The sequence below is a fragment of the Ruegeria sp. HKCCE3926 genome (assembly GCF_017872515.1).
Taxonomy (GTDB): Bacteria; Pseudomonadota; Alphaproteobacteria; order Rhodobacterales; family Rhodobacteraceae; genus Ruegeria.
In genome coordinates, this window is the sequence record NZ_JAEDOU010000004.1 from 238915 (window position 1) to 265546 (window position 26632).

29 protein-coding genes are annotated in these 26632 nt (G+C 59.5%); 15 read left to right on the forward strand and 14 right to left on the reverse strand.

Going from position 1 to position 26632, the window contains the following annotated elements; genetic code table 11:
* Positions 1-152: 152 nt before the first annotated feature.
* The 9 genes from I9184_RS12985 to I9184_RS13025 all read left to right on the forward strand — a co-directional run bounded on the left by I9184_RS12985 (position 153) and on the right by I9184_RS13025 (position 6174).
* Positions 153-341 (forward strand): hypothetical protein, encoded by a 189-nt coding sequence (locus tag I9184_RS12985; protein ID WP_171635031.1) that lies wholly within the window; start codon positions 153-155, stop codon positions 339-341.
* 409 nt (positions 342-750) lie between these two features.
* The gene (locus tag I9184_RS12990) at positions 751-1686 is read left to right on the forward strand and encodes an aspartate carbamoyltransferase catalytic subunit (protein WP_050604003.1); all 936 of its coding nucleotides are present in this window, start codon (positions 751-753) and stop codon (positions 1684-1686) included.
* Positions 1683-2201: a hypothetical protein gene (locus I9184_RS12995; RefSeq protein WP_209834722.1), complete on the forward strand. Its 519-nt coding sequence runs from the start codon at positions 1683-1685 to the stop codon at positions 2199-2201. The genes I9184_RS12990 and I9184_RS12995 overlap by 4 nt, the downstream gene beginning before the upstream one ends.
* Positions 2186-2572: a hypothetical protein gene (locus I9184_RS13000; RefSeq protein ID WP_171635036.1), complete on the forward strand. Its 387-nt coding sequence runs from the start codon at positions 2186-2188 to the stop codon at positions 2570-2572. Before I9184_RS12995 ends, I9184_RS13000 begins: the two co-directional genes overlap by 16 nt.
* Positions 2569-3849, forward strand: a complete 1281-nt coding sequence (gene pyrC / locus I9184_RS13005) for a dihydroorotase (protein ID WP_171724302.1) — start codon at positions 2569-2571, stop codon at positions 3847-3849. The genes I9184_RS13000 and pyrC overlap by 4 nt, the downstream gene beginning before the upstream one ends.
* Positions 3849-4454: a glycerol-3-phosphate 1-O-acyltransferase PlsY gene (gene plsY / locus I9184_RS13010; RefSeq protein WP_209834723.1), complete on the forward strand. Its 606-nt coding sequence runs from the start codon at positions 3849-3851 to the stop codon at positions 4452-4454. Before pyrC ends, plsY begins: the two co-directional genes overlap by 1 nt.
* Positions 4451-4720, forward strand: a complete 270-nt coding sequence (locus tag I9184_RS13015) for a hypothetical protein (RefSeq protein ID WP_171635045.1) — start codon at positions 4451-4453, stop codon at positions 4718-4720. Before plsY ends, I9184_RS13015 begins: the two co-directional genes overlap by 4 nt.
* A 183-nt stretch (positions 4721-4903) precedes the next feature.
* Positions 4904-5380 (forward strand): YHS domain-containing (seleno)protein, encoded by a 477-nt coding sequence (locus I9184_RS13020; RefSeq protein ID WP_171635047.1) that lies wholly within the window; start codon positions 4904-4906, stop codon positions 5378-5380.
* 260 nt (positions 5381-5640) lie between these two features.
* On the forward strand, positions 5641-6174 hold the full coding sequence (locus I9184_RS13025) for a porin family protein (protein ID WP_171635050.1): 534 nt from the start codon (positions 5641-5643) through the stop codon (positions 6172-6174).
* 49 nt (positions 6175-6223) lie between these two features.
* Here the strand turns inward: I9184_RS13025 and I9184_RS13030 are convergent, their stop codons facing one another.
* Positions 6224-7207 carry a quinone oxidoreductase gene (locus I9184_RS13030; protein WP_171635052.1) on the reverse strand — a complete coding sequence of 328 codons (984 nt, stop codon included), beginning with the start codon at positions 7205-7207 and terminating at the stop codon, positions 6224-6226.
* Positions 7208-7399: 192 nt separating this feature from the next.
* Between I9184_RS13030 and I9184_RS13035 the strand changes: the two genes are divergently transcribed.
* Entirely contained in the window at positions 7400-8257 is an 858-nt protein-coding gene (locus I9184_RS13035; protein ID WP_171635055.1) for a DUF2189 domain-containing protein, read from the forward strand.
* Positions 8258-8287: 30 nt separating this feature from the next.
* Here the strand turns inward: I9184_RS13035 and I9184_RS13040 are convergent, their stop codons facing one another.
* Both I9184_RS13040 and I9184_RS13045 read right to left on the reverse strand, forming a co-directional pair.
* A complete protein-coding gene (locus tag I9184_RS13040) occupies positions 8288-9274 on the reverse strand; it encodes an NAD(P)H-quinone oxidoreductase (RefSeq protein ID WP_209834725.1) in 987 nt (328 codons plus the stop codon).
* A gap of 61 nt (positions 9275-9335) precedes the next feature.
* Positions 9336-10028 carry a COQ9 family protein gene (locus I9184_RS13045; protein WP_209834727.1) on the reverse strand — a complete coding sequence of 231 codons (693 nt, stop codon included), beginning with the start codon at positions 10026-10028 and terminating at the stop codon, positions 9336-9338.
* 111 nt (positions 10029-10139) lie between these two features.
* On the opposite strand from I9184_RS13045, the gene rpsU reads away from it, so the two are divergent.
* Positions 10140-10346: a 30S ribosomal protein S21 gene (gene rpsU, locus I9184_RS13050; protein ID WP_005614280.1), complete on the forward strand. Its 207-nt coding sequence runs from the start codon at positions 10140-10142 to the stop codon at positions 10344-10346.
* Positions 10347-10643: 297 nt separating this feature from the next.
* Positions 10644-11846 carry a CAP domain-containing protein gene (locus I9184_RS13055; RefSeq protein ID WP_245218116.1) on the forward strand — a complete coding sequence of 401 codons (1203 nt, stop codon included), beginning with the start codon at positions 10644-10646 and terminating at the stop codon, positions 11844-11846.
* Positions 11847-11913: 67 nt separating this feature from the next.
* Here I9184_RS13055 and ppk2 read toward each other — a convergent pair whose 3' ends face one another.
* Entirely contained in the window at positions 11914-12837 is a 924-nt protein-coding gene (gene ppk2, locus I9184_RS13060; RefSeq protein WP_152456758.1) for a polyphosphate kinase 2, read from the reverse strand.
* A gap of 274 nt (positions 12838-13111) precedes the next feature.
* Here ppk2 and I9184_RS21120 point away from each other — a divergent pair, with 274 nt between their 5' ends.
* Positions 13112-13951, forward strand: a complete 840-nt coding sequence (locus I9184_RS21120; protein ID WP_209834729.1) for a CPBP family intramembrane glutamic endopeptidase — start codon at positions 13112-13114, stop codon at positions 13949-13951.
* A 3-nt stretch (positions 13952-13954) separates the two neighbouring features.
* On the opposite strand, the gene I9184_RS13070 is transcribed toward I9184_RS21120, so the two are convergent.
* Positions 13955-14413: an Lrp/AsnC family transcriptional regulator gene (locus I9184_RS13070; RefSeq protein ID WP_152456756.1), complete on the reverse strand. Its 459-nt coding sequence runs from the start codon at positions 14411-14413 to the stop codon at positions 13955-13957.
* Between the two features lie 135 nt (positions 14414-14548).
* Between I9184_RS13070 and ald the strand changes: the two genes are divergently transcribed.
* Positions 14549-15667, forward strand: coding sequence for an alanine dehydrogenase (ald, locus tag I9184_RS13075; protein WP_152456755.1), 1119 nt, complete (start codon positions 14549-14551; stop codon positions 15665-15667).
* A gap of 189 nt (positions 15668-15856) precedes the next feature.
* Here ald and I9184_RS13080 read toward each other — a convergent pair whose 3' ends face one another.
* On the reverse strand, positions 15857-16663 hold the full coding sequence (locus tag I9184_RS13080) for a mechanosensitive ion channel domain-containing protein (RefSeq protein ID WP_171119766.1): 807 nt from the start codon (positions 16661-16663) through the stop codon (positions 15857-15859).
* 217 nt (positions 16664-16880) lie between these two features.
* On the opposite strand from I9184_RS13080, the gene I9184_RS13085 reads away from it, so the two are divergent.
* The gene (locus tag I9184_RS13085) at positions 16881-17579 is read left to right on the forward strand and encodes a glutathione S-transferase N-terminal domain-containing protein (protein ID WP_209834731.1); all 699 of its coding nucleotides are present in this window, start codon (positions 16881-16883) and stop codon (positions 17577-17579) included.
* 50 nt (positions 17580-17629) lie between these two features.
* Here I9184_RS13085 and I9184_RS13090 read toward each other — a convergent pair whose 3' ends face one another.
* From I9184_RS13090 to I9184_RS13125, 8 genes are all read right to left on the reverse strand, one after another.
* Entirely contained in the window at positions 17630-18076 is a 447-nt protein-coding gene (locus I9184_RS13090; RefSeq protein WP_171119768.1) for a YtoQ family protein, read from the reverse strand.
* 81 nt (positions 18077-18157) lie between these two features.
* Entirely contained in the window at positions 18158-20554 is a 2397-nt protein-coding gene (gene pheT / locus I9184_RS13095; RefSeq protein WP_209834732.1) for a phenylalanine--tRNA ligase subunit beta, read from the reverse strand.
* Between the two features lie 78 nt (positions 20555-20632).
* Positions 20633-21427, reverse strand: a complete 795-nt coding sequence (locus I9184_RS13100; RefSeq protein ID WP_171724308.1) for a polyhydroxybutyrate depolymerase — start codon at positions 21425-21427, stop codon at positions 20633-20635.
* Positions 21428-21956: 529 nt separating this feature from the next.
* Positions 21957-23030 (reverse strand): phenylalanine--tRNA ligase subunit alpha, encoded by a 1074-nt coding sequence (gene pheS, locus I9184_RS13105; protein WP_171635078.1) that lies wholly within the window; start codon positions 23028-23030, stop codon positions 21957-21959.
* A gap of 70 nt (positions 23031-23100) precedes the next feature.
* The gene (locus I9184_RS13110; RefSeq protein WP_152456747.1) at positions 23101-24471 is read right to left on the reverse strand and encodes a glutamate--cysteine ligase; all 1371 of its coding nucleotides are present in this window, start codon (positions 24469-24471) and stop codon (positions 23101-23103) included.
* A gap of 66 nt (positions 24472-24537) precedes the next feature.
* Complete coding sequence (locus I9184_RS13115; RefSeq protein ID WP_209834733.1) at positions 24538-25065, reverse strand: hypothetical protein; 528 nt, start codon at positions 25063-25065, stop codon at positions 24538-24540.
* Positions 25062-25907, reverse strand: coding sequence for a GNAT family N-acetyltransferase (locus I9184_RS21125; protein ID WP_209834734.1), 846 nt, complete (start codon positions 25905-25907; stop codon positions 25062-25064). The genes I9184_RS13115 and I9184_RS21125 overlap by 4 nt, the downstream gene beginning before the upstream one ends.
* On the reverse strand, positions 25904-26629 hold the full coding sequence (locus I9184_RS13125; RefSeq protein WP_171635083.1) for a 16S rRNA (uracil(1498)-N(3))-methyltransferase: 726 nt from the start codon (positions 26627-26629) through the stop codon (positions 25904-25906). Before I9184_RS13125 ends, I9184_RS21125 begins: the two co-directional genes overlap by 4 nt.
* Positions 26630-26632 lie beyond the last annotated feature (3 nt).

Consider the following 26632-nt stretch of genomic DNA (forward strand, 5'->3'; position numbering starts at 1 on the left):
ACTTACCCGCCTGAGGGCTGAGGGAAAGCGAATAGGGCTTGATCGGTCGCTCTGTCGCGCCGACCATCGGCATGCGATGCTCAGATTTCTGCGATTCCTCATCATTGGATTAGTGCTGGTTGTCACCGATGATCCGGCATGGGCCACATTTCATGACAAACACGGGCAGTGCCGTGCGGGTCAGTTCAAATGTGGCAGCACATGTTGTTCAGGCGGGCAAAGATGCAGTTTTGATGGCCATTGCATTCCACTGGGCGGCACCTATTGCGGCGGCGGGCGCAGTTGCGGTCCGTTCGAACGCTGCGTTGCCGGTGGACTCAGATGTGCGCCCGCTGGCCTGAACAAATGCGCATCACGGCTGGATTGTCCCGGCGACAGTTTCTGCAATGGCCGTGGCGAGTGTGAACGAAGCGCACCCGAACTGGATACGACGCCACCGACCACATGCGCTGATGGCAGAACCTGCGCACGCGGTTCGGCCTGCCTGCCCGGCGGGGGCTGCTCTCGTCCGGGGTGGTTCCTGTGCGAGGAAACCGGATCACAATGCCGCCCCGGTTTCAAATGCTCGGCGCATCAAGGCTGCGTACCGATCAAGGCCATCGACTGCGGTTATGGCAAGTGGTGCAAACCGGGTGAGCAATGCCTGCCCGACGGCGGTTGCGAAAAACTGCCTGAGGGTACGGAACCTTAGGTTGCCTTGCGCCGCCCGGCTTCCTATAAGCGGCGCGATTGTCAGACAGGAGCCCGCCCATGCGTTTCGCCCATCGTCACCTACTTGGCATCGAGCATCTGTCCCAATCCGATATCACCGAAATCCTGGATCTGGCCGAGACCTATGTCGCCATGAACCGCCAGTCGACCAAGCATTCCGACGTGCTGTCGGGGCTGACCCAGATCAACATGTTCTTTGAAAACTCGACGCGCACGCAAGCCAGTTTCGAACTGGCAGGCAAGCGTCTGGGTGCGGATGTGATGAACATGGCGATGCAGGCCAGCTCGATCAAAAAGGGTGAAACCCTGATCGACACCGCGATGACGCTGAACGCGATGCACCCGGATCTTCTGGTGGTGCGGCACCCGCATTCCGGCGCGGTCGATCTGCTGGCGCAGAAGGTCAATTGCGCCGTTCTGAACGCCGGTGACGGCAAACATGAACACCCCACGCAAGCCCTGCTGGACGCCCTGACCATCCGTCGGGCCAAAGGTCGCCTGCACCGACTGAACATTGCCATTTGCGGCGATGTCGCCCATTCCCGCGTCGCCCGATCGAACCTGATTCTGCTGGGTAAGATGGAAAACCGCATCCGCCTGATTGGCCCGCCGACGCTGGTGCCCAGCCAGTTCGCCGAGTTCGGGGCCGAAATCTATGACGACATGAACGAGGGCCTCAAGGACGTTGACGTCGTCATGATGCTGCGCCTTCAGAAAGAGCGGATGGATGGCGGGTTCATCCCCTCGGAACGCGAATATTACCACCGCTACGGGCTGGACGCCGCAAAGCTGGCGCAGGCCAAGCCGGACGCGATCGTGATGCATCCCGGCCCGATGAACCGCGGGGTCGAGATCGACGGTACGCTGGCCGATGATATCAACCGATCCGTCATTCAGGAACAGGTGGAAATGGGTGTCGCCGTCCGCATGGCGGCGATGGATCTGTTGGCCCGCAACCTGCGCGAGGCCGCATGAGCGATCTGACCGTCGCCCCCCATGAACGCGGCGTTTTGCGCCTGTTCACGCTGGACATGCGCCCGGAAGAGGCGAAATTCCTGCGCGAACCGGGTGCCGCCGATCAGGTGCTTGGGGTCGACGGGCTTGACCCCAGCCAAATCGATATTTTCCCGGTCTCCGACCTCGAAGAGCTCGGCCTGTACGGCTACATGACCGAGGGCTGCGGCGTGTCTGCGGATCAGTTGGACCGGAACGCTCTGGCCTCTGTCGACGGTTGGGTCATGGTCCTTCGCAGCGCGGCTTGCAACGGACACCCGGCGACGCTGAACCCCGATCCGCGCCTGCGCCTGATCGGCCTGTTCACGGAAGAAGCCACGAACTGGACCGGGGGGATCATCGAAACCGAAAGCGCCAAACCCTTTTCCGCCCCGCAAACCGTCACAGCGGGTGACACCCCCCGCCGCGTAGGATCGGCCATTCTGGCACTGGTCGCGCTTTTGGTCATCGGAGGCATCTTATGGCTGATCCTGTGATCTTCACCCCGGACAAAGGGGCCTATATCCGCACAAATGCATGGCTGGCTGCTGTTGCTATGGCCGGTGCGATGATCGTTTTGTGGCTGATCGGCAATCCTTACGTCTGGACCGGAGCGCCTGCTGGCCTTGCCGCCATTGGCATACGCGCTTGGTATCTGGCCTCGGAAGAGATGGTCGCCAATTGGCAATTGTCAGACACCGCACTGACCGGTCCCGGCGGACGCAGCATGCCGCTGAACCAGATCACCGCCGTGAATATCATGGGCAGCTTCGTCCAGGTTGTCACCAAAACCGGCGACAAGCATCTGATCAAGTACCAGTCAGACCCGGCCGCCACCAAAGCCGCGATTGAAAGGGCCATTCCATGACCACCTTGATCTTCACCAATGCCCGCCTGATCGACCCTGATAGCGGCACGGACAGTCCCGGCTGGCTGCACATTGCCGACGGCCTCATTCAGGGCAAGGGCAACGGGGACGTGCCCGTCGCTGACGCCCAGGTCATCGACTGCGGCGGCAAGTGCCTCGCCCCCGGCATCGTCGATATCGGCGTCAAGGTGTGTGAGCCGGGCGAACGGCACAAGGAAAGCTACAAATCCGCAGGCCTCGCTGCCGCAGCCGGTGGTGTCACCACCATTGTCACCCGCCCGGATACACTGCCCGCGGTCGATACGCCGGAAACGCTGGAATTCGCGACCCGGCGTGCTCAGGCGGATGCGCCGGTCAATGTTCTGCCGATGGCCGCGCTGACCAAAGGGCGCGACGGGCGAGAGATGACGGAAATCGGGTTTTTGCAGGACGCAGGCGCCGTGGCCTTCACCGATTGCGATCACGTCATCACCAATACCAAGGTGTTTTCCCGCGCCCTGACCTATGCAAAATCCTGCGGAGCGCTGGTGATTGCCCACCCACAGGATCCGGGCCTGAGCCATGGCGCCGCGGCCACCAGCGGCAAATTCGCCGCCCTGCGCGGGTTGCCTGCGGTCTCGCCCATGGCCGAGCGCATGGGACTGGACCGTGACATCGCGCTGTTGGAAATGACGGGCGCGGCCTATCACGCCGACCAGATCACCACCGCCCGCGCCCTGCCCGCGCTGGAACGGGCCAAGCGTAACGGGCTGGATATAACCGCCGGCACCTCGATCCATCACCTGACGCTGAACGAGCTGGACGTGGCCGACTATCGCACCTTCTTCAAGGTCAAGCCTCCGCTGCGGTCCGAGGATGACCGGCAGGCGGTGATCGAGGCGGTGCGCACCGGCCTGATCGACACGATCAGTTCGATGCACACGCCGCAGGACGAAGAAAGCAAACGCCTGCCGTTCGAAGAGGCCGCCTCGGGCGCGGTGGCGCTGGAAACGCTCTTGCCGGCGGCATTGCGCCTGTATCATGCCGACCAGTTGGACCTGCCGACCCTGTTCCGGGCGATGGCATTGAACCCGGCCAAACGGCTGGGTCTGGAAAGCGGCCGATTGTCGGAAGGCGCCCCGGCGGATCTGGTTCTGTTCGACCCGGATGTGCCTTTTGTGCTTGATCGCTTTGCCTTAAAATCCAAATCTCAGAACACGCCATTTGACGGCCAGCGGATGCAAGGTAAGGTCATTTCGACCTATGTTGCAGGTAAAGAAGTGTTCCGGAGTTCCTGATGCCCCCGATCGACAACTCGACTAGCGAACTGCTCCAGTGGGCGGTGGTTGGATATCTCTTGGGCTCCATTCCCTTCGGCCTGCTGCTTGCAAAGGTCATGGGGCTGGGAAATCTGCGCGAAATCGGGTCCGGAAATATCGGCGCGACCAACGTCCTGCGCACCGGCAACAAAGCCGCCGCGGCGCTGACCTTGCTGTTCGACGCGGCCAAGGGCGTGGTCGCGGTTCTGATTGCCCGTGCTTATGCCGGAGAAGACGCCGCGCAGATCGCAGCCCTTTTTGCCTTTCTGGGTCATTGCTTTCCCATCTGGCTGGGTTTCAAGGGCGGAAAAGGCGTGGCCACCTTCCTGGGCCTCTGGCTGGCGCTGGACTGGCGCGTCGGAGTTGCGTGCTGTCTCAGCTGGCTGGTGGCGGCGGCGATCTGGCGGATATCTTCGGTCGGCGCGCTGGCTGCGGCCGCGCTTTCAACGACCTGGGTACTGGTTCTGACAAACGGACACTCCTTTATCCTTGGGATTATCCTGACCCTTATGATCTACTGGCGTCACAGCACCAATGTCGCACGGATCAAGGCCGGAACTGAACCGAAAATCGGAAAGTCGTGACACCGCCGGACGCTTTCGTTTCCGCGTTTTTCGCACTGCCCGAAGGCAGTTTTACCGGTACATCGGGGGATCGGCGCTATGTCGTCGTGCGCCAACATTTGGCAAAGGGGAAATCCCACAAGCTGGTTGCGCACGAACTGGGCGGCACCGACTATATCAGCATGAACCTGTATCAGACACGCATCAGCGGCACGCTGCTGAGGCCTTGTGAAATGGCGGCGTGCAAAGTCATCGCGTTTGTTCTGGATTTTGAACCGGACGCGTAATGTCAGGCCTGCATTTTTGAACAGACGTTCCTCTCTGACGCACAATCACGATTCATTGTTTTGAACGTGATCCGTCTGCTTCCCAGATCGCTGTCGTGACGGTCAATTACGGGCCACACAGGACAACAATCCGGAGCCTTCGATCGGCACACAGACGAGGCTCCTTTCACGAAAGGTGGAACAATGAACAAGTTTAAATCTCTGATCGGTGGCGTCGCTCTGTCCGTTGCACTGGCAACATCCGCTCTGGCCGCTGGAGTGGACATCAACGCAAGCTCGACCGGTCTGGCCATGCAGGGTTATGACCCGGTTGCCTATTTCACCGTCGGTGAAGCGACCAAGGGTGACTACCGCATCACCACGCTGCACGACGATGCGCTGTACCGTTTCTCGTCCGAGGAGAACAAAGCCGCCTTCGAAGCCAACCCGGAAGCTTACCTGCCTGCCTATGGCGGCTATTGTGCTTTTGGTACAGCCATGGGCTTCAAATTCGACGGTGACCCGAACCACTGGAAAATCGTCGACAACAAACTGTACCTGAACTTGTCGGAAGACATCCAGGAACGCTGGGAAGGCGACATCCCGGGCTTTATCGAAAGCGCAAGCGCAAACTGGGAAAACATCGCGGACAAGACCCCTGCTGAATTGCAAAAGCAATAATCCGCCTAAATCTTCAGATGTGTCGGCGGCGGAATGTTCCGCCGCCGTATATCGTTTGAAGACCTCTCATCTCTACCTATCTCATCTGTATCAGAAGTGCCCGACTTCAAAGGTCCCCGGCGTGTCTTTTCACGTTTCAGAGGCAGAATTCGGGCAGGGGTTCGTAGGTATCACTGATCCGATGACGTTCGCGGATCGTAACTGTCTGCATAAGTGAACCGAATTTCACTGGAGCAGAGTGACAATCGAAAGGAAATGAGATGACTTTGAAATTGGCTCTCATCACTACTGTCGCAACCGTGGTCGCGGGATCGGCAATGGCACAATCCTCGGGCAACTGGACCGGGTTTTATGGCGGTCTGCAACTGGGTTATGCCGATGTAGACACCAGCCTGTCGGGTGTCGATGGCGATGGCGTGATCGGTGGTATCATCCTGGGCTATGATTATGATCTGGGCGACTGGGTCGTTGGCGGCGGATTTGACTATGACTGGACTGACGTGGGTCTGTCCGGCGCCGCAACTGTCGAAGATGTCTGGCGGCTGAAAGCCCGCGCCGGCTACAAGGTAAACCCGCAAGGTCTGCTGTACGGCACGGCAGGCTACGCCGAAGCGAGCACCGACACCTTGGGCAGTGATGACGGGTGGTTCATCGGCGCAGGCTATGAACAGATCGTAGCACCGAACGTGAGCGTCGGTGGAGAGTTGCTGTACCACGAATTCGATAACTTCAACGGAAACAATGTGGATGTCGACGCAACCACATTGCAGGTTCGTGTCTCTTACCGGTTCTGAACGGCACTCCGGATAAAGTTGAACCCGGCCTGACAGGCCGGGTTTCGCGTCAAAGGTCCAGAATTGTGCTGCCGGTCGTCTGCCGCGCTTCCAACGCGCGATGTGCATCGGCAATCTGGTCAAGCGCAAAGCGCTGATCGATGTGGATCTTGACTTCTCTGCCCTCGACCTTGCCGAACAAGCGGCGCGCCATTGCCTGACAGACGGAGTGGTCCGCAATATGGGTGAACAAAGTGGGGCGGGTGATCTTGAGCGATCCTTTCTGGCCCAGAACACCAATATCGAATGGCGGCACCGGCCCTGAGGCGTTGCCGAAGGAAATCATCATTCCCAAGGGTTTCAGGCAGTTCAACGATCCTTCGAACGTGTCCGCCCCCACGGAATCCATAACCACATCCACACCCTTGCCTTTGGTGATCTCGGCCACCCGTTCGGCGAAATTCTCAGAGCGGTAGTTGATGCAATGCGCGGCCCCGTTGAACCGGGCGAGGCTGCATTTCTCGTCGGTTCCCGCCGTGCCAATCAGAGTAATCCCTTCTGACTTCGCCCATTGGCAGGCGATCAGTCCGACCCCACCCGCCGCTGCGTGGAACAGCACCGTATCCCCGCGTTTCAGCGGAGTGGTTCGGTGAAACAGGTATTCAACTGTCAAACCCTTCAACATCATTGCCGCAGCAGCGTCGAAAGAGATGCCATCCGGCAAAGGGCACACCTGTGCCGCAGGCATTACGCGGGCCTCGCAATACGCGCCGGGTGGGGCTGCCGCATACGCGGCCCGCTGACCGGGTTGCAGGTGCGTTACCCCTTCCCCAACGGCCTCGACGACACCCGCCGCTTCCATCCCCAACGCATGGGGGAGTTCCAGGGGATACAATCCAGTGCGTTGATAAACATCGATGAAATTAAGACCGCAGGCATGATGACGGATACGTATTTCACCCGGTCCGGGGTCGCCCAATGGCCTGTCTTCGATCCGCAGAACCTCGGGCCCGCCGAATTCGTGCAATACCACCGTTTTCGCTGTTGTCTGCATCCTGACCTCCTCTTGCCTGACATCAAGCTAACATGACTGCGATGCGGAGCAATCGTCCGATATCAGAGTGTTGATCAGGATTCCGCCAAACTGTGCTATACTGCGATCAGGCGTTGTCGGCTGGTCCGGCCACGGACAACTTTATGCCGGATCCATTCCGCGGCGCAAATCTCGCCAGGAAAGGGGATGAAAATGGCTAAAACAATCGGAAATCCGATCAGTTGGGCAGCCCAGAATCTGGGGGCGGCCAGTGATCATGTCTCGGATAGCGTTTCAAAACTCGGAAGCGCAGATACCAAGCATTTGCCGATGGTGCAGACATTGACGATGCAAGATCTGCGCGCCTGTCTGAAGGCGGGGTATCACGACTTTGTCGAAACACGGGCGGATGCCATATTCATTGTGCTGATCTACCCGATCGCGGGACTTTTGATGTTCGGCTTTGCCCTGAACGTCAACATGGTGCCACTTCTGGCGCCTCTGATCGCCGGTTTTGCCTTGATCGGTCCAGTCGCAGCTGTGGGGCTGTATGAGATCAGCCGCAAACGAGAACAAGGCAGCACGGTGCATTGGCTGGATGCGTTCGGTGTATTCCGCTCTCCGGCTTTCGGCGCAATTCTGGTTTTGGGCTTCTATCTGGTGATGCTTCTGCTGATCTGGCTGATGGTGGCGCAGAGCATTTACACGCATACAATGGGGCCAGAAGCCCCCGCGTCACTTGGCACTTTTGCCAAGCAGGCCGTCACTACGGTTGCAGGCTGGACCATGATGGTTGTCGGACTCGCCGTTGGGTTCGTGTTCGCTCTTTGCGCTCTGGCGATCAGCGTCGTCAGCTTTCCGTTGCTTCTGGACCGGCAAGTCGGATTGCCGGTGGCGGTCGTGACGTCGTTTCGCGTGTTGCGTCACAACCCCGGCGTCATCTTGACCTGGGGGTTCATCGTGGCGGCCCTTCTGTTTGTGGGTGCCCTGCCGATGCTGTTGGGCCTGATCATAGTGATGCCGGTTCTGGGCCATGCCACATGGCACCTGTACCGCCGCGCGGTTGCGTGAACGCGCGGGTCTGCCCCGCGCGCGCAGAGTTCAGCCTGCCACGTTCAGGACGATCTTGCCAATATGGCCCGAGCTTTCCATGCGTGCATGGGCGGCCGCAGCCTCGGCCAGATCATATTCGCTGTCCATGACAGGCGCAACCTTGCCAGCCTCAAGCAGAGGCCAGACAGCTTCGCGCAGGTCCTGCGCAATCCGGGCCTTGGCCAGATCGCTTTGCGGGCGCAGGGTGCTGCCGGTCAGGGTCAGGCGCTTGACCATCATCAGCGCAAAGTTCAGCTCGACCACCGGGCCTTGTAGAAACGCGATCTGGACCAGCCGCCCATCCTCGGCCAGAGCTTTGACGTTGCGCGGGATATAGTCGCCTCCGACCATGTCGAGGATAAGGTTTGCCCCACCTTCGGCCCGCATGACGGCCACAAAATCCTCATCGCGGTAGTTGATCGCCCTTTCCGCACCCAGCTTGACGCAAGCCTGACATTTTTCATCCGACCCTGCGGTGGCAAAAACGCGGGCGCCAAAGGCATTGGCCAACTGGATGGCCGTCGTGCCAATCCCGCTCGAGCCGCCATGGACCAGAAATCGTTCACCGGCCTTCAGCCCGCCCCGCGTAAACACGTTGGACCAGACGGTGAAAAAGGTCTCGGGCAGGCAGGCTGCCTCTTTCATTCCCATGCCGGCAGGAACCGGCAGGCAATGGGCAGCAGGGGTGGCGACATATTCGGCATAGCCGCCGCCCGGCAGCAACGCGCAGACCTGATCCCCGACGGACAGTCCTTCGACCCCGGCCCCGATCGAGACCACTTCGCCCGAAGCCTCAAGCCCCGGCAGGTCGCTGGCGCCGGGCGGCGGATCGTAAGCGCCCGCGCGCTGCAACGCATCCGGACGGTTCACACCGGCATAGGCCACTTTCAGAACGACCTGCCCCGCACCCGGTTCGGGAATCGGTCGCTCGGTCAGTTGCAAAACATCGGGACCACCCGGTTCGGTGATCTCAACAGCGCGCATCATCTGGGTCATAGGCACCTCCTTTGCCCAATGCCTAGCAGGCATCAGGGCCAAGGCCCAGCACCAAGACGCGCTACTTTCGGGGGTTCAGCATTCCCGGAAGATCGGCCCGCATTTTTACCGGAGCCTTCACCTGACCCGCCAGCCAGTTCGGAACCGCCAGAAACGGTTTCAACACCGGGTTGTCGCGCAACTGCGCCTTGAGCTTTTCAAACTCCATGACATTTGCGATCCGGCGATCCAGAAACTCCCACGTGTTCTGATGATCCGGGCTGTCATCACCCAGCCAAAACAGCAGGGTCGAGGAATAGACACCCGACAAAGTGGCCCGCTTCGTGTACCAGTTCACATCATCCGAGCTGTCGCCCAGCGCATCCCAGATCAAATCGCAGGTCTGCCAAACCGCCTTGGCACCGTCGGCCGCATGGGTTGGCAGGGAAAACAGCGTCATGCCCCGGCGCACCAGTTCTTTGTCCTCGACGGCCTGCAAGCGGAACCGAACCGCAGCGGCAATCCTGTCGCGGAATTTCAGTTCGCTCAGGTCCTCGGACCTGATGCCGTCCAGCATCGCCTGATCCCCGCGCGCGTGGTAGGCCAGCGCCAGATCCACCGCGCCGCGCGGACAAATCGCGCGTGCCAGACCGTCGTCCAGACCACAGTCGGAAATGGAGGCGCGGAAACTGGATTCCGACCACCCATCGAAGGGAACATGGATCAGCATCGCATCCAAAAGCCGCTGTTTTGCATCTTCATATGTGGTCGTCATGGCGGTTCTCCGGTTGTCGGGCCCAGTACTAGACAAGTTAGAGCGGCTTTGCTATACGGCCAACTCCTGCAATTTCCTTGCAACTTTATCTAGAAAGGTGGTGACAACCACATGCAGGTTAGTGTTCGCGACAACAACGTCGATCAGGCGCTTCGTGCCCTGAAGAAAAAGCTGCAGCGCGAAGGCGTGTTTCGTGAAATGAAGCTTAAGCAACATTTCGAGAAACCGTCCGAGAAAAAAGCGCGCGAGAAGGCTGAAGCGATCCGTCGTGCCCGTAAACTGGCACGTAAGAAAGCACAGCGCGAAGGTTTGCTCTAAGACCTTTGGTCTCGTCCAGCTTTGGATGACACTATTTGACGACCCCCGAGGCATCGCCCGGGGGTTTGTCGTTTCGGGGATCGGTTTCAATCCGCCGACTCGTGGCACCGGCTGTGCGGCAAGCCGCCATTTCCTCACCAGCAACATTTTGCCCGGCATTTTGCAGCGCAGCGAATCCCGCACCGGTAGCATCGCGCCGCCAAAACTCGCCTGAAGTGAACCGCCCCCTACCACCATCGATTTCCCGACCTCTAAGTGAGCCCGTCCGGAAGGACACAAACACAAACGGAGGCAAAAATGTCGACTGCAAGTACATTTGAACGCGAGATGCTGGAGCTGATCAACCAGGAACGCACATCCCGCGGGCTCAACCCGCTTCAGCTTGAGACGCAGCTGAACGATTCATCCGAAGATCACAGCACCTGGATGCTGGACACAGACACGTTCAGCCACACCGGTTCGGGCGGTTCCAGTGCGACCCAGCGGATGCAAAACGCCGGGTTCGATCTTGAGGGCAACTGGCGAACCGGCGAAAACATCGCATGGCAGTCCGAACGCGGGCAGCCCGGCATCAGCGATGACGTGGCTCAGTTGCACCAGAACCTGATGAACAGCCCGGGCCACCGCGCCAATATTCTGAACCCGGATTTCAAATATATCGGGATCGGTATCGAAACCGGCGATATGCAGGGTTTTGATGCGGTGATGGTCACCCAGAACTTTGCCGCAACCGACGCGGCAGTCATGCTGGACAACGGCAATACGAACACACCGCCCGTTCCGCCAACCACGCCGGACGAAGTTGCCGTTCCGGAAGAGCCGGAACCTGAAACACCTGACACCGACGTCACCGAGACAGAAGAGCCGGAACCCGAAACACCTGACACCGACGTCACCGAGACCGAGGAACCGGAGCCCGAAACACCCGACACCGACGTCACCGAGACCGACGAACCGGAGCCCGAAACACCCGACACCGACGTCACCGAGACCGAGGAACCGGAGCCCGAAACACCCGACACCGACGTCACCGAGACCGAAGAGCCGGAACCCGAAACACCTGACACCGACGTCACCGAAACCGAAGAACCGGAGCCCGAAACACCTGACACCGACGTCACCGAAACCGAAGAACCGGAGCCCGAAACACCTGACACCGACGTCACCGAGACCGAGGAACCGGAGCCCGAAACGCCGGACGTGGACGTGGTTGACGGCGGTGAGGCCGAGACGTTCTGCTTTGACGTTCAGGCCTTCCTGGATGAAATCGCCAGTTTCCTCGAAAACCTGCAAGCGCAGTTTGACGAGTTCAACTGGGGTGACGATATGAACGGCGACACGGACGTGGCGGACACCGATGATATCGACATGATGCCGACCGTCGACGTCACGCCGGAAACGGAATCCGAGCCTGCGGGTACCGAAACAGCCGACGTCGATGACTGTGACATCACAATGGTCAACTTCTTCCACTTTGACTGCATGATGGATGCAGCCTGATCAGTTGACCCTGTGCGAGGCCGGCCGTGTCGGCCTCGCATATTCCGGCTCAGAGCCTGATTTTGCTTCAGTAGATCTTTGGTACATAAAGTTCATCCGGCAAAACGCGGCGTTCGTATTCCGGGTTGTACTTGCGATCGGGCAGATTGACCTTTTCCTGAGGCACGTCCTCGTAAGGGATTTTTGTCAAAAGATGCTCGATACAGTTCAGCCTTTCGCGTTTTTTGTCATTGCCTTCGACGATGTACCACGGGGCCTCGGGAATATTGGTTCGGAAAAGCATATCCTCTTTGGCCTTTGTGTAGGATTCCCAGCGGATGCGGGATTCCAGATCCATCGGTGACAGCTTCCATTGCTTCATCGGATCGTGAATACGCATGAGGAATCGCAACTGCTGTTCCTCATCCGTGATCGAGAACCAGTACTTCAGCAGAATGATCCCTGACCGCACCAGCATCCGTTCGAATTCCGGAACGTCCTGAAAGAATTGTTCAACCTGGTCCTCGGACGCAAAACCCATCACTCGCTCGACGCCGGCCCGGTTGTACCAGGAGCGGTCGAACAGAACGATTTCACCCGCCGCCGGCAGATGCGGTACGTAGCGCTGGAAATACCACTGGCTTTGCTCACGGCGGCTGGGTGCCGGCAATGCCACCACGCGCGCGACGCGCGGGTTCAGACGCTGGGTGATCCGCTTGATCACGCCCCCTTTACCGGCACTGTCACGGCCTTCAAACAGGATACAAACCTTGGCCCCGGTATGCTGTACCCAGTCCTGAACCTTGATCAGTTCGGCTTGCAGGCGCAGCAGGTTGCGGAAGTAAACCTTGCGATCCAACATATCCGGATGCTGTTCCCGATAGATTTTGCGGACTTCCATCGACAGCATCGGCTCACTGAATTCTATCTCGAAATCTTCGTCCAGCGTGTCCTCCAGCTCGGCTTCCAGCCAGTCTTTGGGGGCGCCAGTGTTTTCGTTGTCCAAGGTCAGCTCCTTCTCGGTCTTCGGGTTCGGACCATATCGGGCCCGTGTTGCCGTCTGATGTCACCAGATGAATTGATGCGAGGGTCACGAGTCCTGCGGCTGTTGTCACGCCTACAAATCAGGTCCAGCGCGGGTATACGGTCTTTCCCCTGAATTTGTACATCTGGCCCGCGGGATACAAGCGTCTGAATTGACGCAATGCACGGCGCTTGGCCATGGCTGCTTGCATTGCCTCGTTTTGGTGCGGCATCACGGTGCGCATGACAAAGACGAGGCGATTGTGACATTCCTTCTTTCCGTGATGCCAGCGATCTGGCCCTGGCTTGTTCTGATATCAGCGCAATTGATGGTGCTGACCCGGCGGACAGGCATCGGCTTTTCGTTGCTGGCTTTGTTCATTAGCATTGCCTCGGCGACAGGATTGATGTCACCCATGGCGATCGCCGCGGTGGCCTTTGGTCTGGTCGGAGCTTTGTTGCTGCCCCATCTGAAAGGGTGGCCTGCTGTCGCCGGACACCTGCTGTTGATCCTGTGGTGCCTGGTCATGGGTGCTCATCTGCTGCCGGGATTCGAAAATTTGAAAATTCTGGATCAGGTACAGGCAGGTGCGGGAAGCGCCAGTTTCACCCTGCATCTGAACCTGGACAAACCGATGGTCTTCTTTGCCGTTCTTCTGGCCTGGCCCCGGATGCTGCGCGGCAAAACGCAGATCAAACGCACGGCTTTGCTGGCAGGGTTGCTGCTCTTGCCGGGGCTGTTTCTGTTGGGGCTTGCCTTTGGCGCGGTGCAGCCGGAATTTTCGGTCCCGCCCTGGTGGCTGGTATTTACCCTGTCCAACCTGTTTCTGACCTGCCTGACGGAAGAAGCCTTCTTTCGTGGCTATCTGCAATCGGCCATCTCCTCGCGCTTCGGGGCCGCTTGCAGCGTGATCGCAGCCAGCCTGCTGTTCGGACTGGCCCATGTCGCCGGGGGTACGGCGCTGGTGGTTTTTGCTTCCATTCTCGGGCTGGCCTGCGGATTGGGATACTATGCAACCAAACGCCTGTGGGTGCCTGTGATGATGCATTTTGGGTTCAACCTGACCCACCTTTTTCTGTTCACCTATCCCGGGTCTTTATGACAATCAGACGGGCAAGGCAGTGGTCTTGAACACGGTACGCAAGGCAAACGAGCTTTGCATTTGCGCCACCCCGGGCAGGCGCGACAGGTATTGCCGATGGATGCGGGCGAAATCTTCGGTGTTTTCCGCCACAACTTTCAGAATGTAATCCGCCGTACCGGCCATCAGATGGCATTCCAGCACATCCGGTATCCGGGCTACCGCCTTTTCAAACGCATCCAGAACCTCTTCGGCCTGACCCTGTAGCGTGATCTCGACAAAGACCGTTGTCGGCACGTTCATCTTCCGCGCATCCAGCAGCGCCACGTAGTTGCGAATGTAGCCTTCAACCTCCAGCCGCTGAACACGCCGGTGGCAAGCCGACGGAGACAGGTTGACCTGTTCAGACAATTCCGAATTCGACATCCTGCCGTTTTTTTGCAGTGCCGCCAGAATCTTTCGATCAGTCGTATCCAAGCTCATTTGCGCAAGTCCTTTGCGATATTTTTACACATTGCGCGAAATTCTTCCAAAGAAAAACGCATTGACACGTTTTCTTTCACAGAAATTGCGCGACAAAATGCACATAATTTAAGCAGCTTATGAACGGAGAGCCCAATGAAAATCGGTTGCCCCAAGGAAATCAAACCTCAGGAATTCCGCGTCGGGATGACGCCCAATGCTGCTCAGGAAGCAGTTGCACGTGGTCACGAAGTCCTGATCGAATCCGGCGCAGGCATCGGCGCGGGATTTGACAACGACGCCTATGTCGCGGCTGGCGCACGTATCATCGACACTGCGGAAGAGGTGTTTGCCACCGCCGACATGATCGTCAAGGTCAAAGAACCCCAGGCCGTGGAACGCAAGATGCTGCGCGAAGGGCAGCTGCTGTTCACCTATCTGCACCTGGCTCCGGACCCGGATCAGACGCATGACCTGCTGGAATCGGGTTGTACTGCCATCGCCTATGAAACTGTGACCGATGCGAACGGCGGCCTGCCCCTGCTGGCACCGATGTCCGAAGTCGCCGGTCGTCTGGCCCCTCAGGTCGGATCGTGGACCCTGCAAAAGGCCAATGGCGGGCGCGGCGTGCTGATGGGTGGCGTACCCGGTGTCGGCCCTGCCAAAGTGGTCGTAATCGGCGGCGGCGTCGTAGGAACCCATGCGGCGAAGATCGCCGCCGGTATGGGCGCGGATGTCACCGTTCTGGATCGCTCTTTGCCGCGGCTGCGCTATCTGGACGACGTCTTTGGCGGCACCTTCAAGAACCAGTATTCGACCGCAGGTGCCACGGCCGAGCTGATCCAGGATGCCGATATGGTCATCGGTGCCGTTCTGATCCCCGGCGCTGCGGCCCCAAAACTTGTCTCGCGCGCCCAGCTGTCGACGATGAAACCCGGTGCCGTTCTTGTCGATGTTGCCATCGATCAGGGCGGGTGCTTCGAAACGTCGAAAGCCACCACCCATGCCGACCCGATCTACGACGTCGACGGCATCATGCACTACTGCGTTGCCAACATGCCGGGCGCGGTGGCGCGCACCTCGACCATCGCCCTGGGCAACGCAACAATGCCGTTCATGCTGTCTCTGGCGGACAAAGGCTGGAAACAGGCGTGTCAGGACGATCCGCATCTGCTGGAAGGTCTGAACGTCCACGCTGGCAAGCTGACCTACTATGCGGTCGGCAAGGCCCTTGGTATTGACGTCGTCTCGCCCAACGTGATCGTCAAGTCGTAACCACTCCTGCCCCTGAAATCGTTTTTGAAAAGCGGTTTCCAGCGTTGGGCATAGCGCCACGCCACAGGCGTGGCGCGGTTGGACTCAAAGCGATGGTTTGAACAAAGAAAAGGGCACCGCGCCCTTGCGCGGTGCCCGGCCCAACGGGAGGAGGGCATTTTCGAATGCCCGATCGACGGGCGGGAGCCGTCACCCCTGTTTCTGGATCTCCACAGAATGAGGGTAAGGGATCGAAATACCCTTGTCGTCAAAGGCTTCCTTGATCGTTTTCGTCAGCTCGAATTTGACATCCCAATAGTCTGGCGCCGAGCACCACAGCCGTGCTGTCAGATCCACCGAACTGTCACCCAGGTTCGTTACCCGAACCCAGGGTTCCGGGTCGCTGTGAATGCGGCTGTCCGCTTTGGCCACATCCAGAATGATCTGCATGGCTTTGTCAGCGCTGTCACCATAGTCGATTCCGAATACCAGATCGACACGACGCGTGTCATGGGCAGAGTAGTTCGTGATAATCGAGCCCCATGCCTGACCGTTCGGAACAATGATCTGCACGTTGTCCGGCGTCACCAGTTCGGTGGTGAACAGGTTCAGGTCCTTTACGGTGCCCGACGTGCCGCCGATATCAACAAATTGTCCCAGCTTGTAGGGCCGGAAGACAACCAGCATCACACCGGCCGCCAGATCGCTGAGTGTGCCTTGCAGCGCCAGGCCGATAGCCAGGGACGCAGCACCCAGAATGGCGACGATGCTGGTGGCTTCAATTCCGAAGATGCCTAGAACCGCAACCAGAACCATGGCGAGAATGGCCCATTTGACCAGGCTTGCCATAAAGTTCCCAAGCGTCGGATCAATATGCGGCGTCGAATTGATCCGGCGGCGAACCATGCCCCCGATTGCACCAGCCACGATCCAGCCCAGGATCAGAACGACAAGCGCCTTGACGGCACTCATGATCAGCGGGGCAAATGCACCCACCTGTGTTACGACCTCATCCACGCCCATCTCCTTTCAACAGCAAGAAACCCGCGAGGTTTTCGCGGGGGTCACCAGATTGTGAGCCAAGTTTGGCTTCCGGTCTAGGTGCGAGTTTCGTGGGATTTCCCCTTTGTTCGTCAGAAAACACGGCCTGACCGGAAATGCACATCGCCAAGGGCTTAAATAAATCAGGCGTGGCCCCTAGCTTTTACAGGGACAGCCAAACAGGAGCCCCCCAATGCTGGACAACGAACCGCATCCGATCATGGCGCGCTGGCCCGCGCAATCCCCGGACAGGATTCAACTGTATTCCTATCCGACTCCAAACGGCGTGAAGGCGTCGATCATGCTGGAGGAAACCGGCCTGCCCTATGAGCCCCATCTGGTGACGCTGTCGGATGCGGACGTCAAAAGCCCCATGTTTCTGTCGCTGAACCCAAACAACAAAATCCCAGCCATCATCGATCCCAACGGGCCGGACGGTGAGCCGCTGGCCCTGTTCGAAAGCGGGGCAATCCTGCTGTATCTGGCCGAGAAATCAGGCAAGTTGCTGGGACAAAGCGCAGCAGACAAGCATCGCATTACCCAATGGCTGATGTTCCAAATGGGGGGCGTGGGGCCAATGTTTGGCCAGCTTGGCTTTTTCTACAAATTCGCGGGCAGCGAAATCGAAGACCCCCGACCGCGCGAACGCTATATCAACGAGGCCAAACGCCTTTTGAACGTGGTCAACACGCAACTGGAAGGGAAAGACTGGATCGCCGGCGATTACTCCATCGCCGATATCGCTCTTGCCCCCTGGTTGAATGCTCTGGACTTCTACGGCGCGAAAGAGGTTGTCGGCTGGGACGGCTACGCCAATGTCGTCGCCTATGTCGACCGTTTCATGCAACGTCCGGCGGTGCAGCGCGGCAAGGCCATACCCGCACGCGCTTGATCTGCTTCGCAATCGACGGGGTGCCAAAATTGGCACCCTCTTCGCAAAGCTCAGCCCGGCAGTGCACCCGTCAGCACATACCGCAGGATTTCGACAACCTGCGCGGGCTTTTCCGCCACGGCCAGCGCGGCTGCATCCACTTCTTTCAACGCGTGCTGATGCTCGGGACCGTGCAGCACGATGATGGATTTACCCAGCGCTGCGGCATAGCCCGCATCAAAAGCTGCGTTCCACTGTTTGTACTTGTCGCCAAACCGGACAACCACCACGTCGGCATCCGAAATGCCCTTTCGGGTCCGGATCGCGTTGACCATCGCCCCCTTGTGGTCATGCCAGTATTTGTTCGGCTCTTCCCCCAGAATGGCAACGCCGCAATCGTCGCTGGCCGCGTGGTCCGTCACCGGGCTGTTGAATGTGATGTCCAACCCCTGCGCGCCGTCGATGATCTGTTCGCGCCAATCGGTGTGGATTTCGCCAGAGAGGTACACGTTCAGCATCTTTCGTCCTCCGTAAACACGGAAAGGGCGCCACCGCCCCTTCATCTTTTCTGAAATACTCCCGCCGGAGGCGGTCCTGCATCAGCCCCGCAGAACACCGCCGGTTGCCTTGGTGACCTTGGCGATGATCTTTTCGGCCACCGCTTCGATGTCCTTTTCCTTCAGCGTCTGCTCTGTCGGCTGCAAACGTACCGTTATGGCCAACGATTTTTTACCTTCACCTAGGCTGCCGCCGATGAATTCGTCAAAGACACGTACATCTTCGATCAGCGCCTTGTCGGCACCTGCCGCCGCGTTCACCAATGTCAGCGCCTCGACGTTGTCATCAACGACAAAGGCAAAGTCACGTTCAACCGCTTGCAAGTCACGCAATTCCAATGCGGCACGTGTGGCGCCGGACTTGCGGGGCAAGGGAACCTCGTCAGGCCAGATCGTAAAGGCCATTGCCGGACCCTTGATATCCATCGCCTGCAACACGCGCGGGTGCAGCTCACCAAAAACACCCAGCACCTTTTTGGGACCCAGACAGATCTTGCCGTGACGACCCGGATGCCACCAGGCATCGCCGTCGCGCAGAATCTGCACCTTGGCCGGTGCTCCGATCGCCGCAAGAACGGCCTCGGCATCCGCCTTGGCATCAAAGACATCCACCGGGCGCGAGGCCCCGTGCACATCCTTGGGGCCGTTGCGGCCAACCAGCAGGCCGGCGATCTGGGTTTTCTGCTCGCCGGGTTCGCCATCATGGAAAACGGGGCCAACCTCGAACAGGGCGACGTCGGCGTATCCGCGTGCCTGATTGCGGGCTGCGGCCTGCAACAATCCGGGCAGCAGATCGGGGCGCATGTGACTCATCTCGGACGAGATCGGATTTTCAAGCATGGTCGCGTCATCCCCGCCACCGAACAAAGCAGCCGAAGCCTGATCGATGAACGTATAGGTGACGCATTCGTTGTAACCCAGCGCGGCGCAGGTGCGGCGCGCCATGGACTGGCGGCGCTGCGTCGGTGTCATCACCGGCTTGGGAATACCATCGGTGACACGCGGCAAGGGTTTGCCCTGCAACTTGGTCAACGAGGCGATCCGTGCGACCTCTTCCACCAGATCGGCCTCACCCATGATATCGGGGCGCCAGCTGGGCACGTGGGCCATCTCGCCCTCCAGACGGAAACCCAGACGGGTCAGCGTTTGACGCTGCTCGCTTTCGGGAATGTCCATCCCGACCAGAGACTGCACCCGTTCGGCATCCAGCTTGTACGCACGCGCGTGGTTCGGCGCTTTGCCCGCCTCGACCACTTTGGACGCTTCGCCGCCGCAGATGTCCAGAATCAACTGGGTTGCGTGCTCGAGCCCTTCCAGCGTGTATTCAGGGTCCACGCCGCGTTCGAACCGATACCGCGCGTCCGAATTGATTTTCAGCGCCCGACCCGTCAGCGCGATCTGCACATGATCCCAGAACGCGCTTTCCAGGAAGACGTTCACAGTATCCTCGGTGCAGCCAGTTTCCTGACCGCCCATGATGCCTGCGATGGATTCCGGGCCTTTGTCATCGGAAATAACCATCATGCCGGGCTGAAGCGTGTATTCCTTCTCGTCCAGCGCCACCAGGGTTTCACCGCCTTTGGCGCGGTGAACGCGAAGGTTGCCCTGCACCTTGTCCGCGTCAAACACATGCAGCGGGCGGTTATGGTCAAAGGTCATATAGTTGGTGATATCCACCAGCGCCGAAATCGGACGCAGACCAATCGCCTTCAACTGATCCTGCAACCATTGCGGGCTGGGGCCATTCTTCACACCACGGATCAGACGGCCGGTGAAATGCGGCGCGCCGTCCAGCGTGTCGTCGTCAATCGTCACCTTGATCGGGCTTTCGAAATCTCCGGGCACCGGCACGTAGTCGCGCTGTTTCAAAGTGCCGATCCCACGCGCCGCCAGATCACGCGCGATGCCTTCCACGCCCAGCGCATCGGGCCGGTTGGGAGTGATTGCGATCTCGATCACGGGATCGATTTTCGACGGGTCATTCTCGGCAAGCCAATCAACGAACCTGTCACCGACCTCGCCCGAGGGCAATTCGATGATGCCGTCATGTTCGTCCGACAATTCCAGCTCGCGCTCGGAAGCCATCATCCCAAAGCTTTCGACGCCGCGGATCTTGCCGACGCTGATCGTCAGGTCCAGACCGGGGATATACATGCCCGGTTTACAGACGACGACAGTGATCCCTTCGCGGGCGTTTGGCGCGCCGCAGATGATCTGCAACTCGCCTTCATCCGTGTCCACCTTGCAGACACGCAGCTTGTCGGCGTCAGGGTGTTTTTCCGCGTGTTTCACATAGCCCAGCGTAAAGTCCTTGAGCTTGTCAGCCGGGTTGATGACCTCTTCGACCTCAAGGCCAAGGTCGGTCAGCGCCTCAGTGATCTCATCAACCGACGCATCGGTGTCGAGGTGGTCTTTCAGCCAGGACAGAGTGAATTTCATTGCTACAGGCCTTTTTGGGCAAACATCCAGTCGGCACAGGCAATGACAAAGAATGGGCCGGGGTGCAAGCGCCCTGCGTCACGGATAGGTAGGGGTGCGGCCCAAAAGCTCGTCCAGCTGCCGTCCGATCCAGCCGTGTGGGATGAAATGCCCACCCGGATGCGTGTCCAGTGAAACCTGCCCCTGCGTGCAATCGGTCCACTCCACCCGGCTGAGCGTCAGGATCGGCACCACGCTCCAATCGCCACGCGGCGTCGCTGTTTCGCAGCCGAATTTCTGCCGCCACAGCGCCACCGGATAGGTCGTGTCCCCTCCCGGGCCAAAGGGGAAGTCCATTACGGTATCGCTGGTTCCGTGCACATGGCGCACCTCGGCCGGGGCCTGCGGGCAGTGCTCAGTCTGACGAATGGTGCCTGCAATGCCCAAGAGCGCGGCAGTGTCATTGCCCGACTGGCAGACATAACGCCACGCCATCGCGCCGCCAAAGGAATAGCCCGAGACATAGATACGATCCGGGTCAATCGGATAGCGTTGGGCTACATCCTCAAGCACCCGATCAGCAAAAGGCACGTCGCCCGTGTCCGAGGTCCAGAAATCCCAGCTTTTGCCCAACCCGTTCGGAGCCACCAGCAGCACACCGCGCAGCTTTGTGGCTCCGGCGATGCGCTCGTGGTTCACCACCACGGTCCCCTGCCGCGCCCAACCGTGGAAATGCAGCAACACCGGCAGAGGCGTTTCGCCGTCCCACCCATCCGGCTCCAACACATGATACGAGCGGTCCCCGACCTGACAGGCGGTATCACCGTGGCAGGTATCCACGGCAACGGCTTGGGTGGCGGTCAGCAGGAGAAGGCAAAGCAGTCGGTAAATCATCTGCCGAACCCTAACGAGCCTGCGCCCGCTGTCACGTCACAACCCCGTGCGAGATTGTGACAAGCCGCGCTGTCGCCAGACCGCGGGGTGGCGATCCGTGGTTTGAGTTGGGCGGTTTATGATTGCCAATTCCGCGCGCTGTTCGAGCGTTGTACTTGCGGAGACAAATCGCCAGCCCGTACGGGCGGTCTGGCGATAGCGCGGCGGCCTATCGGCCTTTGCTCCGCGCATTCTACTTCCGGAAATCTTTCAAGAGCTTTCTAGTCTTCTGAAGCTGCTCATTCTCGTCTTGGCGGCGAGTTTTGTCCTTTAACCAAACGTCCCCGGCGATTTGCAAAAAGTGCATTACAGGAAGAACAACTACGACTGTGAACAAGTAGCCGAACAACTCCCCGCCAAACCCGAAAACCAAGAGCATTGCGACAAATGAGAGCGTGAACAATCCAAATATTTGCCACAACCGAATACCTTTGGCGCGCCTTTTGCACCAATCGACATAACGCGCCAGAAATAAACCCAACGGGTACACTTACCGGCTCAAACCACCATGCAGGTTCGGCATATCCAGCGCCGCAAATCCATAGTGCCGTAACCAGCGCAGATCACTGTCAAAAAACGCCCGCAAATCCGGGATGCCGTATTTCAGCATCGCCAGACGGTCGATACCGATGCCAAAGGCAAAGCCCTGATAGACCTCGGGGTCGATGCCACCGGCGGCGATCACCTTGGGGTGGACCATGCCCGAGCCCAGAATCTCCATCCAGTCGTCACCCTCGCCGATCTTCAGCTGGCCGTTATCCCAGGAACAGCGGATATCGACCTCGGCCGACGGCTCGGTGAAGGGGAAGTGCGAGGCGCGGAAGCGCAGTTCGACATCGTCGACCTCGAAGAACGCCTTCACGAATTCTTCCAGAACCCATTTCAGGTTCGCCATCGAGATGTCCTTATCGATGGCCAGCCCTTCGACCTGATGGAACATCGGCGTGTGGGTCTGGTCATAGTCGGCGCGATAGACGCCGCCCGGACAGATGACGCGGATCGGCGCGCCCTGTTTCTCCATCGACCGGATCTGCACAGGGGATGTGTGCGTCCGCAGCACATGCGGCGGGCGATTGTCGCCTTCGGCACGGTGCATGTAGAACGTGTCCATCTCGGCCCGCGCGGGGTGGTGGCCGGGGATGTTCAGCGCGTCGAAATTGTGCCAGTCGGTCTCGATCCGCGGCCCTTCGGCCACCGAAAAGCCCAGTTCGGCAAAGATCGCGGTCAGTTCCTCGGTCGCCTGGCTGACCGGGTGGATCGAGCCCTGACGACGCGCGCGGGTCGGCAGCGTGACGTCCAGCCATTCGGTGCGCAGACGTTCATCCAGCGCGGCATCGGCCAGAGCGGCCTTTTTGGCGGACAGGGCCGAGTTGATCTCATCCTTCAGGGCATTCAGCGCGGGGCCTGCCACCTGGCGTTCCTCGGGCGTCATTTTGCCCAACTCGCGCATCTTCAGCGCGACCTCGCCTTTTTTGCCCACGGCGGCGACACGGATCGCCTCAAGCGCGTTCTCGTCGCCTGCCTCGGCGATTTGGCCCAGATATTTTGCCTTAAGATCGTCCATGACGCCCTCTGAATTTGGTCGCCAACCTGCTATCGGGCCAGCCCCGCGAATGCAAGCGGGACCGGGCGGATCAATAGCTGTATTCGGGGAAAATCCGGGTCAGATCACCGTTCCAGTCGCCGTTGTAGTGTTCCAGCAACTCATCCGCAGGCACTTTCCCGCTTTGGATGCTGTCCTTGAGCGCGTTGAGGAAATGGGTCTCGTCCGGAACCAGTCCACCGGCACCGGGATAGGCGCGGGCTTTCAGGCCGGCTTCGGAGATCGCCACAACCTCACGCGCCAGATCGTGCATGTTGATGGTGCCGACCTTCGCTTGCAGACCGTCTTTGGCAGCCGCGACACGCAGCGCCTCGCGGGTCTCGGTATCCCAGCCTTTGACCAGATCCCAGGCCGCGTCCAGGGCCGTTTGATCGTAAGTCAGGCCAACCCAGAAGGCGGGCAAGGCACACAGACGACGCCATGGGCCGCCATCGGCCCCGCGCATTTCCATGAATTTCTTGATCCGCGCCTCGGGGAAGGCGGTGGTCAGGTGGTCGGCCCAATCGCTGAGCGTGGGCGTTTCACCCGGCAGAGCGGGCAGTTCGCCTTTCAGGAAGTCGCGGAACGACATGCCCAGCGCATTGATGTACTGGCCATCGCGATAGACAAAATACATCGGAACATCGAGCGCGTATTGCACGTAGCGCTCGAACCCGAAGCCGTCTTCGAACACGAAAGGCAGCATGCCCGTACGCGCATCGTCCAGATGCCGCCAGATGTAACTGCGCCAGCTTTTCTGGCCATTTACCTTGCCTTCGAAAAAGGGCGAGTTCGCAAACAACGCCGTTGCCACCGGCTGCAAGGCCAACGCCACGCGCAGTTTCTGCACCATGTCGGCCTCGGACCCGAAATCGATGTTGACCTGAACCGTGCAGGTCCGTCGCATCATGGCGCGGCCCATGGTGCCGACCTTTTCCATATAGTCGTTCATCAGCCGATACCGCCCCTTGGGCATCAGCGGCATTTCCTCATGTGTCCAGGTCGGTGCCGCGCCCAGACCGATGAAACCCACGCCGATCTCATCAGCGATGTCCTTCACCTCGCGCAGGTGGGTGTTCACCTCATCGCAGGTTTCGTGGATGGTCTCGAGCGGAGCACCCGACAGCTCCAGCGCGCCGCCCGGCTCCAGGCTGACATTGGCGCCATCCTTTTCCAGACCGATCAGATGACCCGCTTCACGGACTTCGGCCCAACCGTGCCGGTCGCGCAGGCCCTCCAACACCGCCACGATGGATCGCGCACCCTCAAACGGCAACGGTTTCAGCGTGTCTTTGCAGTAGCCGAATTTCTCATGCTCGGTGCCGATGCGCCAGTCTGCCTTGGGCTTGCAGCCCGACTCCAGATATTCGGCCAATTGCTCATGGCGTTCGATTGGTCCGCCGCCGGACTGGGGGATGGACATGAGACCCGTGCTCCGATCCTAATGTGTCTGTCTTTTGGCCAGTCGTGGGGGCAAACCGCGCCAGTGTCAATGCAGCCGAAGGTGTGGAGGGCGCGAGGACGTACGCTCCCAAATCACGACCGGATGGGCCGATCCACCGTTCAGTTCGGCCAGCATATGCTCGGTTTTCAGGCCCGGCAGCGCCGAGAAGACATCGAACAGCGCCTCGGCCCCTTCCGCATTCACAGGAATGTGAAGCACCGCCTGACCCGGTTGTTCCAACACCCAATGCGCCGGCGTCGAGGTCGGATCGAGCGCCAGCCGCTCAATCTCGCACGTGGCGATGATGCCGCCATCCAGTGGGCCGAAATAGGTGATCTGACCTTCATCGACGGTCACGACACCCTGTCCGCCAGTGCCGGTTCTGAACCTTGCGCGCTGCACCCCGATCACCGCCAGGGCGATTGCGACAGCGACAAGCAGCCAGCCGATCCACCCCAGCAGACCACCGGGCCCGTCGATCCAGCTGAGACCGAGGATCAGGACAAACCCGGCTACCAGCACTTCGCGCCAGCGCCACAGGGCCAGTTTTGCCTCGGGTCGGATGAAACTCATGACAGCACCTTTTGTGGTGTTTGCAACAGGGCGATCCGATACCAGCCGATCTGCTGAAACCCCATCGCCTCATAGGCTCGCGCGGCAGGTGGATTGTTGGCGAACAGGATGGCCTTGTTCGCGCCCTCGGTCCTCGCCTTTTGCAGCACAGCCGTTGTGACCTTGCGTCCGAGCCCACAGTTTCTGTTCTCGCGCGGCACGAATACACCGCCGACCTGAACCTGATCCCGGACTGATGCATTGATGGCGGCCATGGCTACGGGGGCGTCGTCTTCCAGCATGACAATCGCCCTGCCTGATTGAATATCGGTGGTGATCCGATCTGAGGCCATTTCACGCGCCTCTTGCCCTTTGGCCTGGTCAGTATCCTCGAAGTAATCCGCAAACCAACGCGTCAGTAACGGCCGGTCTGCCTCGGACAGGGCGCGAAATGGAATCGGTGCCTCTGGGATTTCGCCCAGATCCAGGCGGTACAGGGGTTCATCATGATGCAGGCGATAACCGGCCTGTCCAAGCCCTAGCGCGTCCAAGATCATCTCAACCTGTTGTGCAGCCCCTGTCATGCCCAGTACGGTCTGTCCTGCGATCCGACCCGCAAAGGCCTGAGCTGCCTCTGGCGAACAATCGGGCAGTTGCGCCATCAGGTAGCCCTTTTTGGTCAGGCCGAATACGCCTTGGATGCGATCCTGCCCCCAAATGAAGAACCGGGTGGAGTGGTCATCGTCTCCAAATCCAATCCCGTGCGCCAACAGGTTGCTGCGCAGAAACATGGAAGTATCGGGATGTTTGGCCAAAAACGCCTCAATGGCCGGGGCATCAGACGGCGAGGCTTCTTGGATCACGCCCAATCCCCCAGCGCCTGCTGCCACATGGTCAATGCAGCCACCGCTGCCGTGTCGGCCCGCAGGATACGAGGGCCAAGGCTGACCACATGCGCGAAAGGCAACCCTGTCAGACGCGCGCGTTCCTGGTCCGAAAACCCGCCTTCTGGGCCGATGAGAATCGCCCAGGGCCGTCCTTTTTCATTGGCGGCCAATCGCAGGGCCGATCCAACCTCGGCTTCGTTGCAGAACATCAGTTGCCGATCTTCGGGCCATGCATCCAGCAGCCGATCCAACCGCTGCAATTCGGCAACCTCAGGCACGAAGGTTCCGCCACACTGCTCGGCCGCCTCGACGGCATGGGCCTGCAGGCGGTCCTGACGAATGCGTTCGGAATTGGTGAACTCGGTCTGCACCGGCAGGATACGCGCCGCGCCCATTTCGGCGGCTTTTTCCACGATGAAATCGGTGCGGGCCTTTTTTATGGGCGCGAACAGGAACCACAGATCGGGCGGCAGCTGCAACGGTTTCGTCTGTTCAAGGCAGGTTAGCGTCCCGCCGCGTTTTCCCGCTTCGGAGACTTCGGCCAACCACTCTCCGTCCTGCCCGTTGAACAGGGCGACCTGCCCTTTGACCGCAAGGCGCATGACACCAAAAAGGTAGTGCGCCTGGTCGCGCGTCAAAGGAACCGATTGCCCCTGACCCAAGGGCTGCTCTACATACAGTCTGATCTTCGCACTCATGAG

Bases quoted from the DNA above. Each gene is read 5' to 3' on its own strand.
- I9184_RS12985 (WP_171635031.1), top strand. From the start codon at position 153: ATGACAAACACGGGCAGTGCCGTGCGGGTCAGTTCAAATGTGGCAGCA.
- I9184_RS12990 (WP_050604003.1), top strand. From the start codon at position 751: ATGCGTTTCGCCCATCGTCACCTACTTGGCATCGAGCATCTGTCCCAA.
- I9184_RS12995 (WP_209834722.1), top strand. From the start codon at position 1,683: ATGAGCGATCTGACCGTCGCCCCCCATGAACGCGGCGTTTTGCGCCTG.
- I9184_RS13000 (WP_171635036.1), top strand. From the start codon at position 2,186: ATGGCTGATCCTGTGATCTTCACCCCGGACAAAGGGGCCTATATCCGC.
- pyrC (WP_171724302.1), top strand. From the start codon at position 2,569: ATGACCACCTTGATCTTCACCAATGCCCGCCTGATCGACCCTGATAGC.
- plsY (WP_209834723.1), top strand. From the start codon at position 3,849: ATGCCCCCGATCGACAACTCGACTAGCGAACTGCTCCAGTGGGCGGTG.
- I9184_RS13020 (WP_171635047.1), top strand. From the start codon at position 4,904: ATGAACAAGTTTAAATCTCTGATCGGTGGCGTCGCTCTGTCCGTTGCA.
- I9184_RS13025 (WP_171635050.1), top strand. From the start codon at position 5,641: ATGACTTTGAAATTGGCTCTCATCACTACTGTCGCAACCGTGGTCGCG.
- I9184_RS13030 (WP_171635052.1), bottom strand. From the start codon at position 7,207: ATGCAGACAACAGCGAAAACGGTGGTATTGCACGAATTCGGCGGGCCC.
- I9184_RS13035 (WP_171635055.1), top strand. From the start codon at position 7,400: ATGGCTAAAACAATCGGAAATCCGATCAGTTGGGCAGCCCAGAATCTG.
- I9184_RS13040 (WP_209834725.1), bottom strand. From the start codon at position 9,274: ATGACCCAGATGATGCGCGCTGTTGAGATCACCGAACCGGGTGGTCCC.
- I9184_RS13045 (WP_209834727.1), bottom strand. From the start codon at position 10,028: ATGACGACCACATATGAAGATGCAAAACAGCGGCTTTTGGATGCGATG.
- rpsU (WP_005614280.1), top strand. From the start codon at position 10,140: ATGCAGGTTAGTGTTCGCGACAACAACGTCGATCAGGCGCTTCGTGCC.
- I9184_RS13055 (WP_245218116.1), top strand. From the start codon at position 10,644: ATGTCGACTGCAAGTACATTTGAACGCGAGATGCTGGAGCTGATCAAC.
- I9184_RS13070 (WP_152456756.1), bottom strand. From the start codon at position 14,413: ATGAGCTTGGATACGACTGATCGAAAGATTCTGGCGGCACTGCAAAAA.
- ald (WP_152456755.1), top strand. From the start codon at position 14,549: ATGAAAATCGGTTGCCCCAAGGAAATCAAACCTCAGGAATTCCGCGTC.
- I9184_RS13085 (WP_209834731.1), top strand. From the start codon at position 16,881: ATGCTGGACAACGAACCGCATCCGATCATGGCGCGCTGGCCCGCGCAA.
- I9184_RS13090 (WP_171119768.1), bottom strand. From the start codon at position 18,076: ATGCTGAACGTGTACCTCTCTGGCGAAATCCACACCGATTGGCGCGAA.
- pheT (WP_209834732.1), bottom strand. From the start codon at position 20,554: ATGAAATTCACTCTGTCCTGGCTGAAAGACCACCTCGACACCGATGCG.
- I9184_RS13100 (WP_171724308.1), bottom strand. From the start codon at position 21,427: ATGATTTACCGACTGCTTTGCCTTCTCCTGCTGACCGCCACCCAAGCC.
- pheS (WP_171635078.1), bottom strand. From the start codon at position 23,030: ATGGACGATCTTAAGGCAAAATATCTGGGCCAAATCGCCGAGGCAGGC.
- I9184_RS13110 (WP_152456747.1), bottom strand. From the start codon at position 24,471: ATGTCCATCCCCCAGTCCGGCGGCGGACCAATCGAACGCCATGAGCAA.
- I9184_RS13115 (WP_209834733.1), bottom strand. From the start codon at position 25,065: ATGAGTTTCATCCGACCCGAGGCAAAACTGGCCCTGTGGCGCTGGCGC.
- I9184_RS13125 (WP_171635083.1), bottom strand. From the start codon at position 26,629: ATGAGTGCGAAGATCAGACTGTATGTAGAGCAGCCCTTGGGTCAGGGG.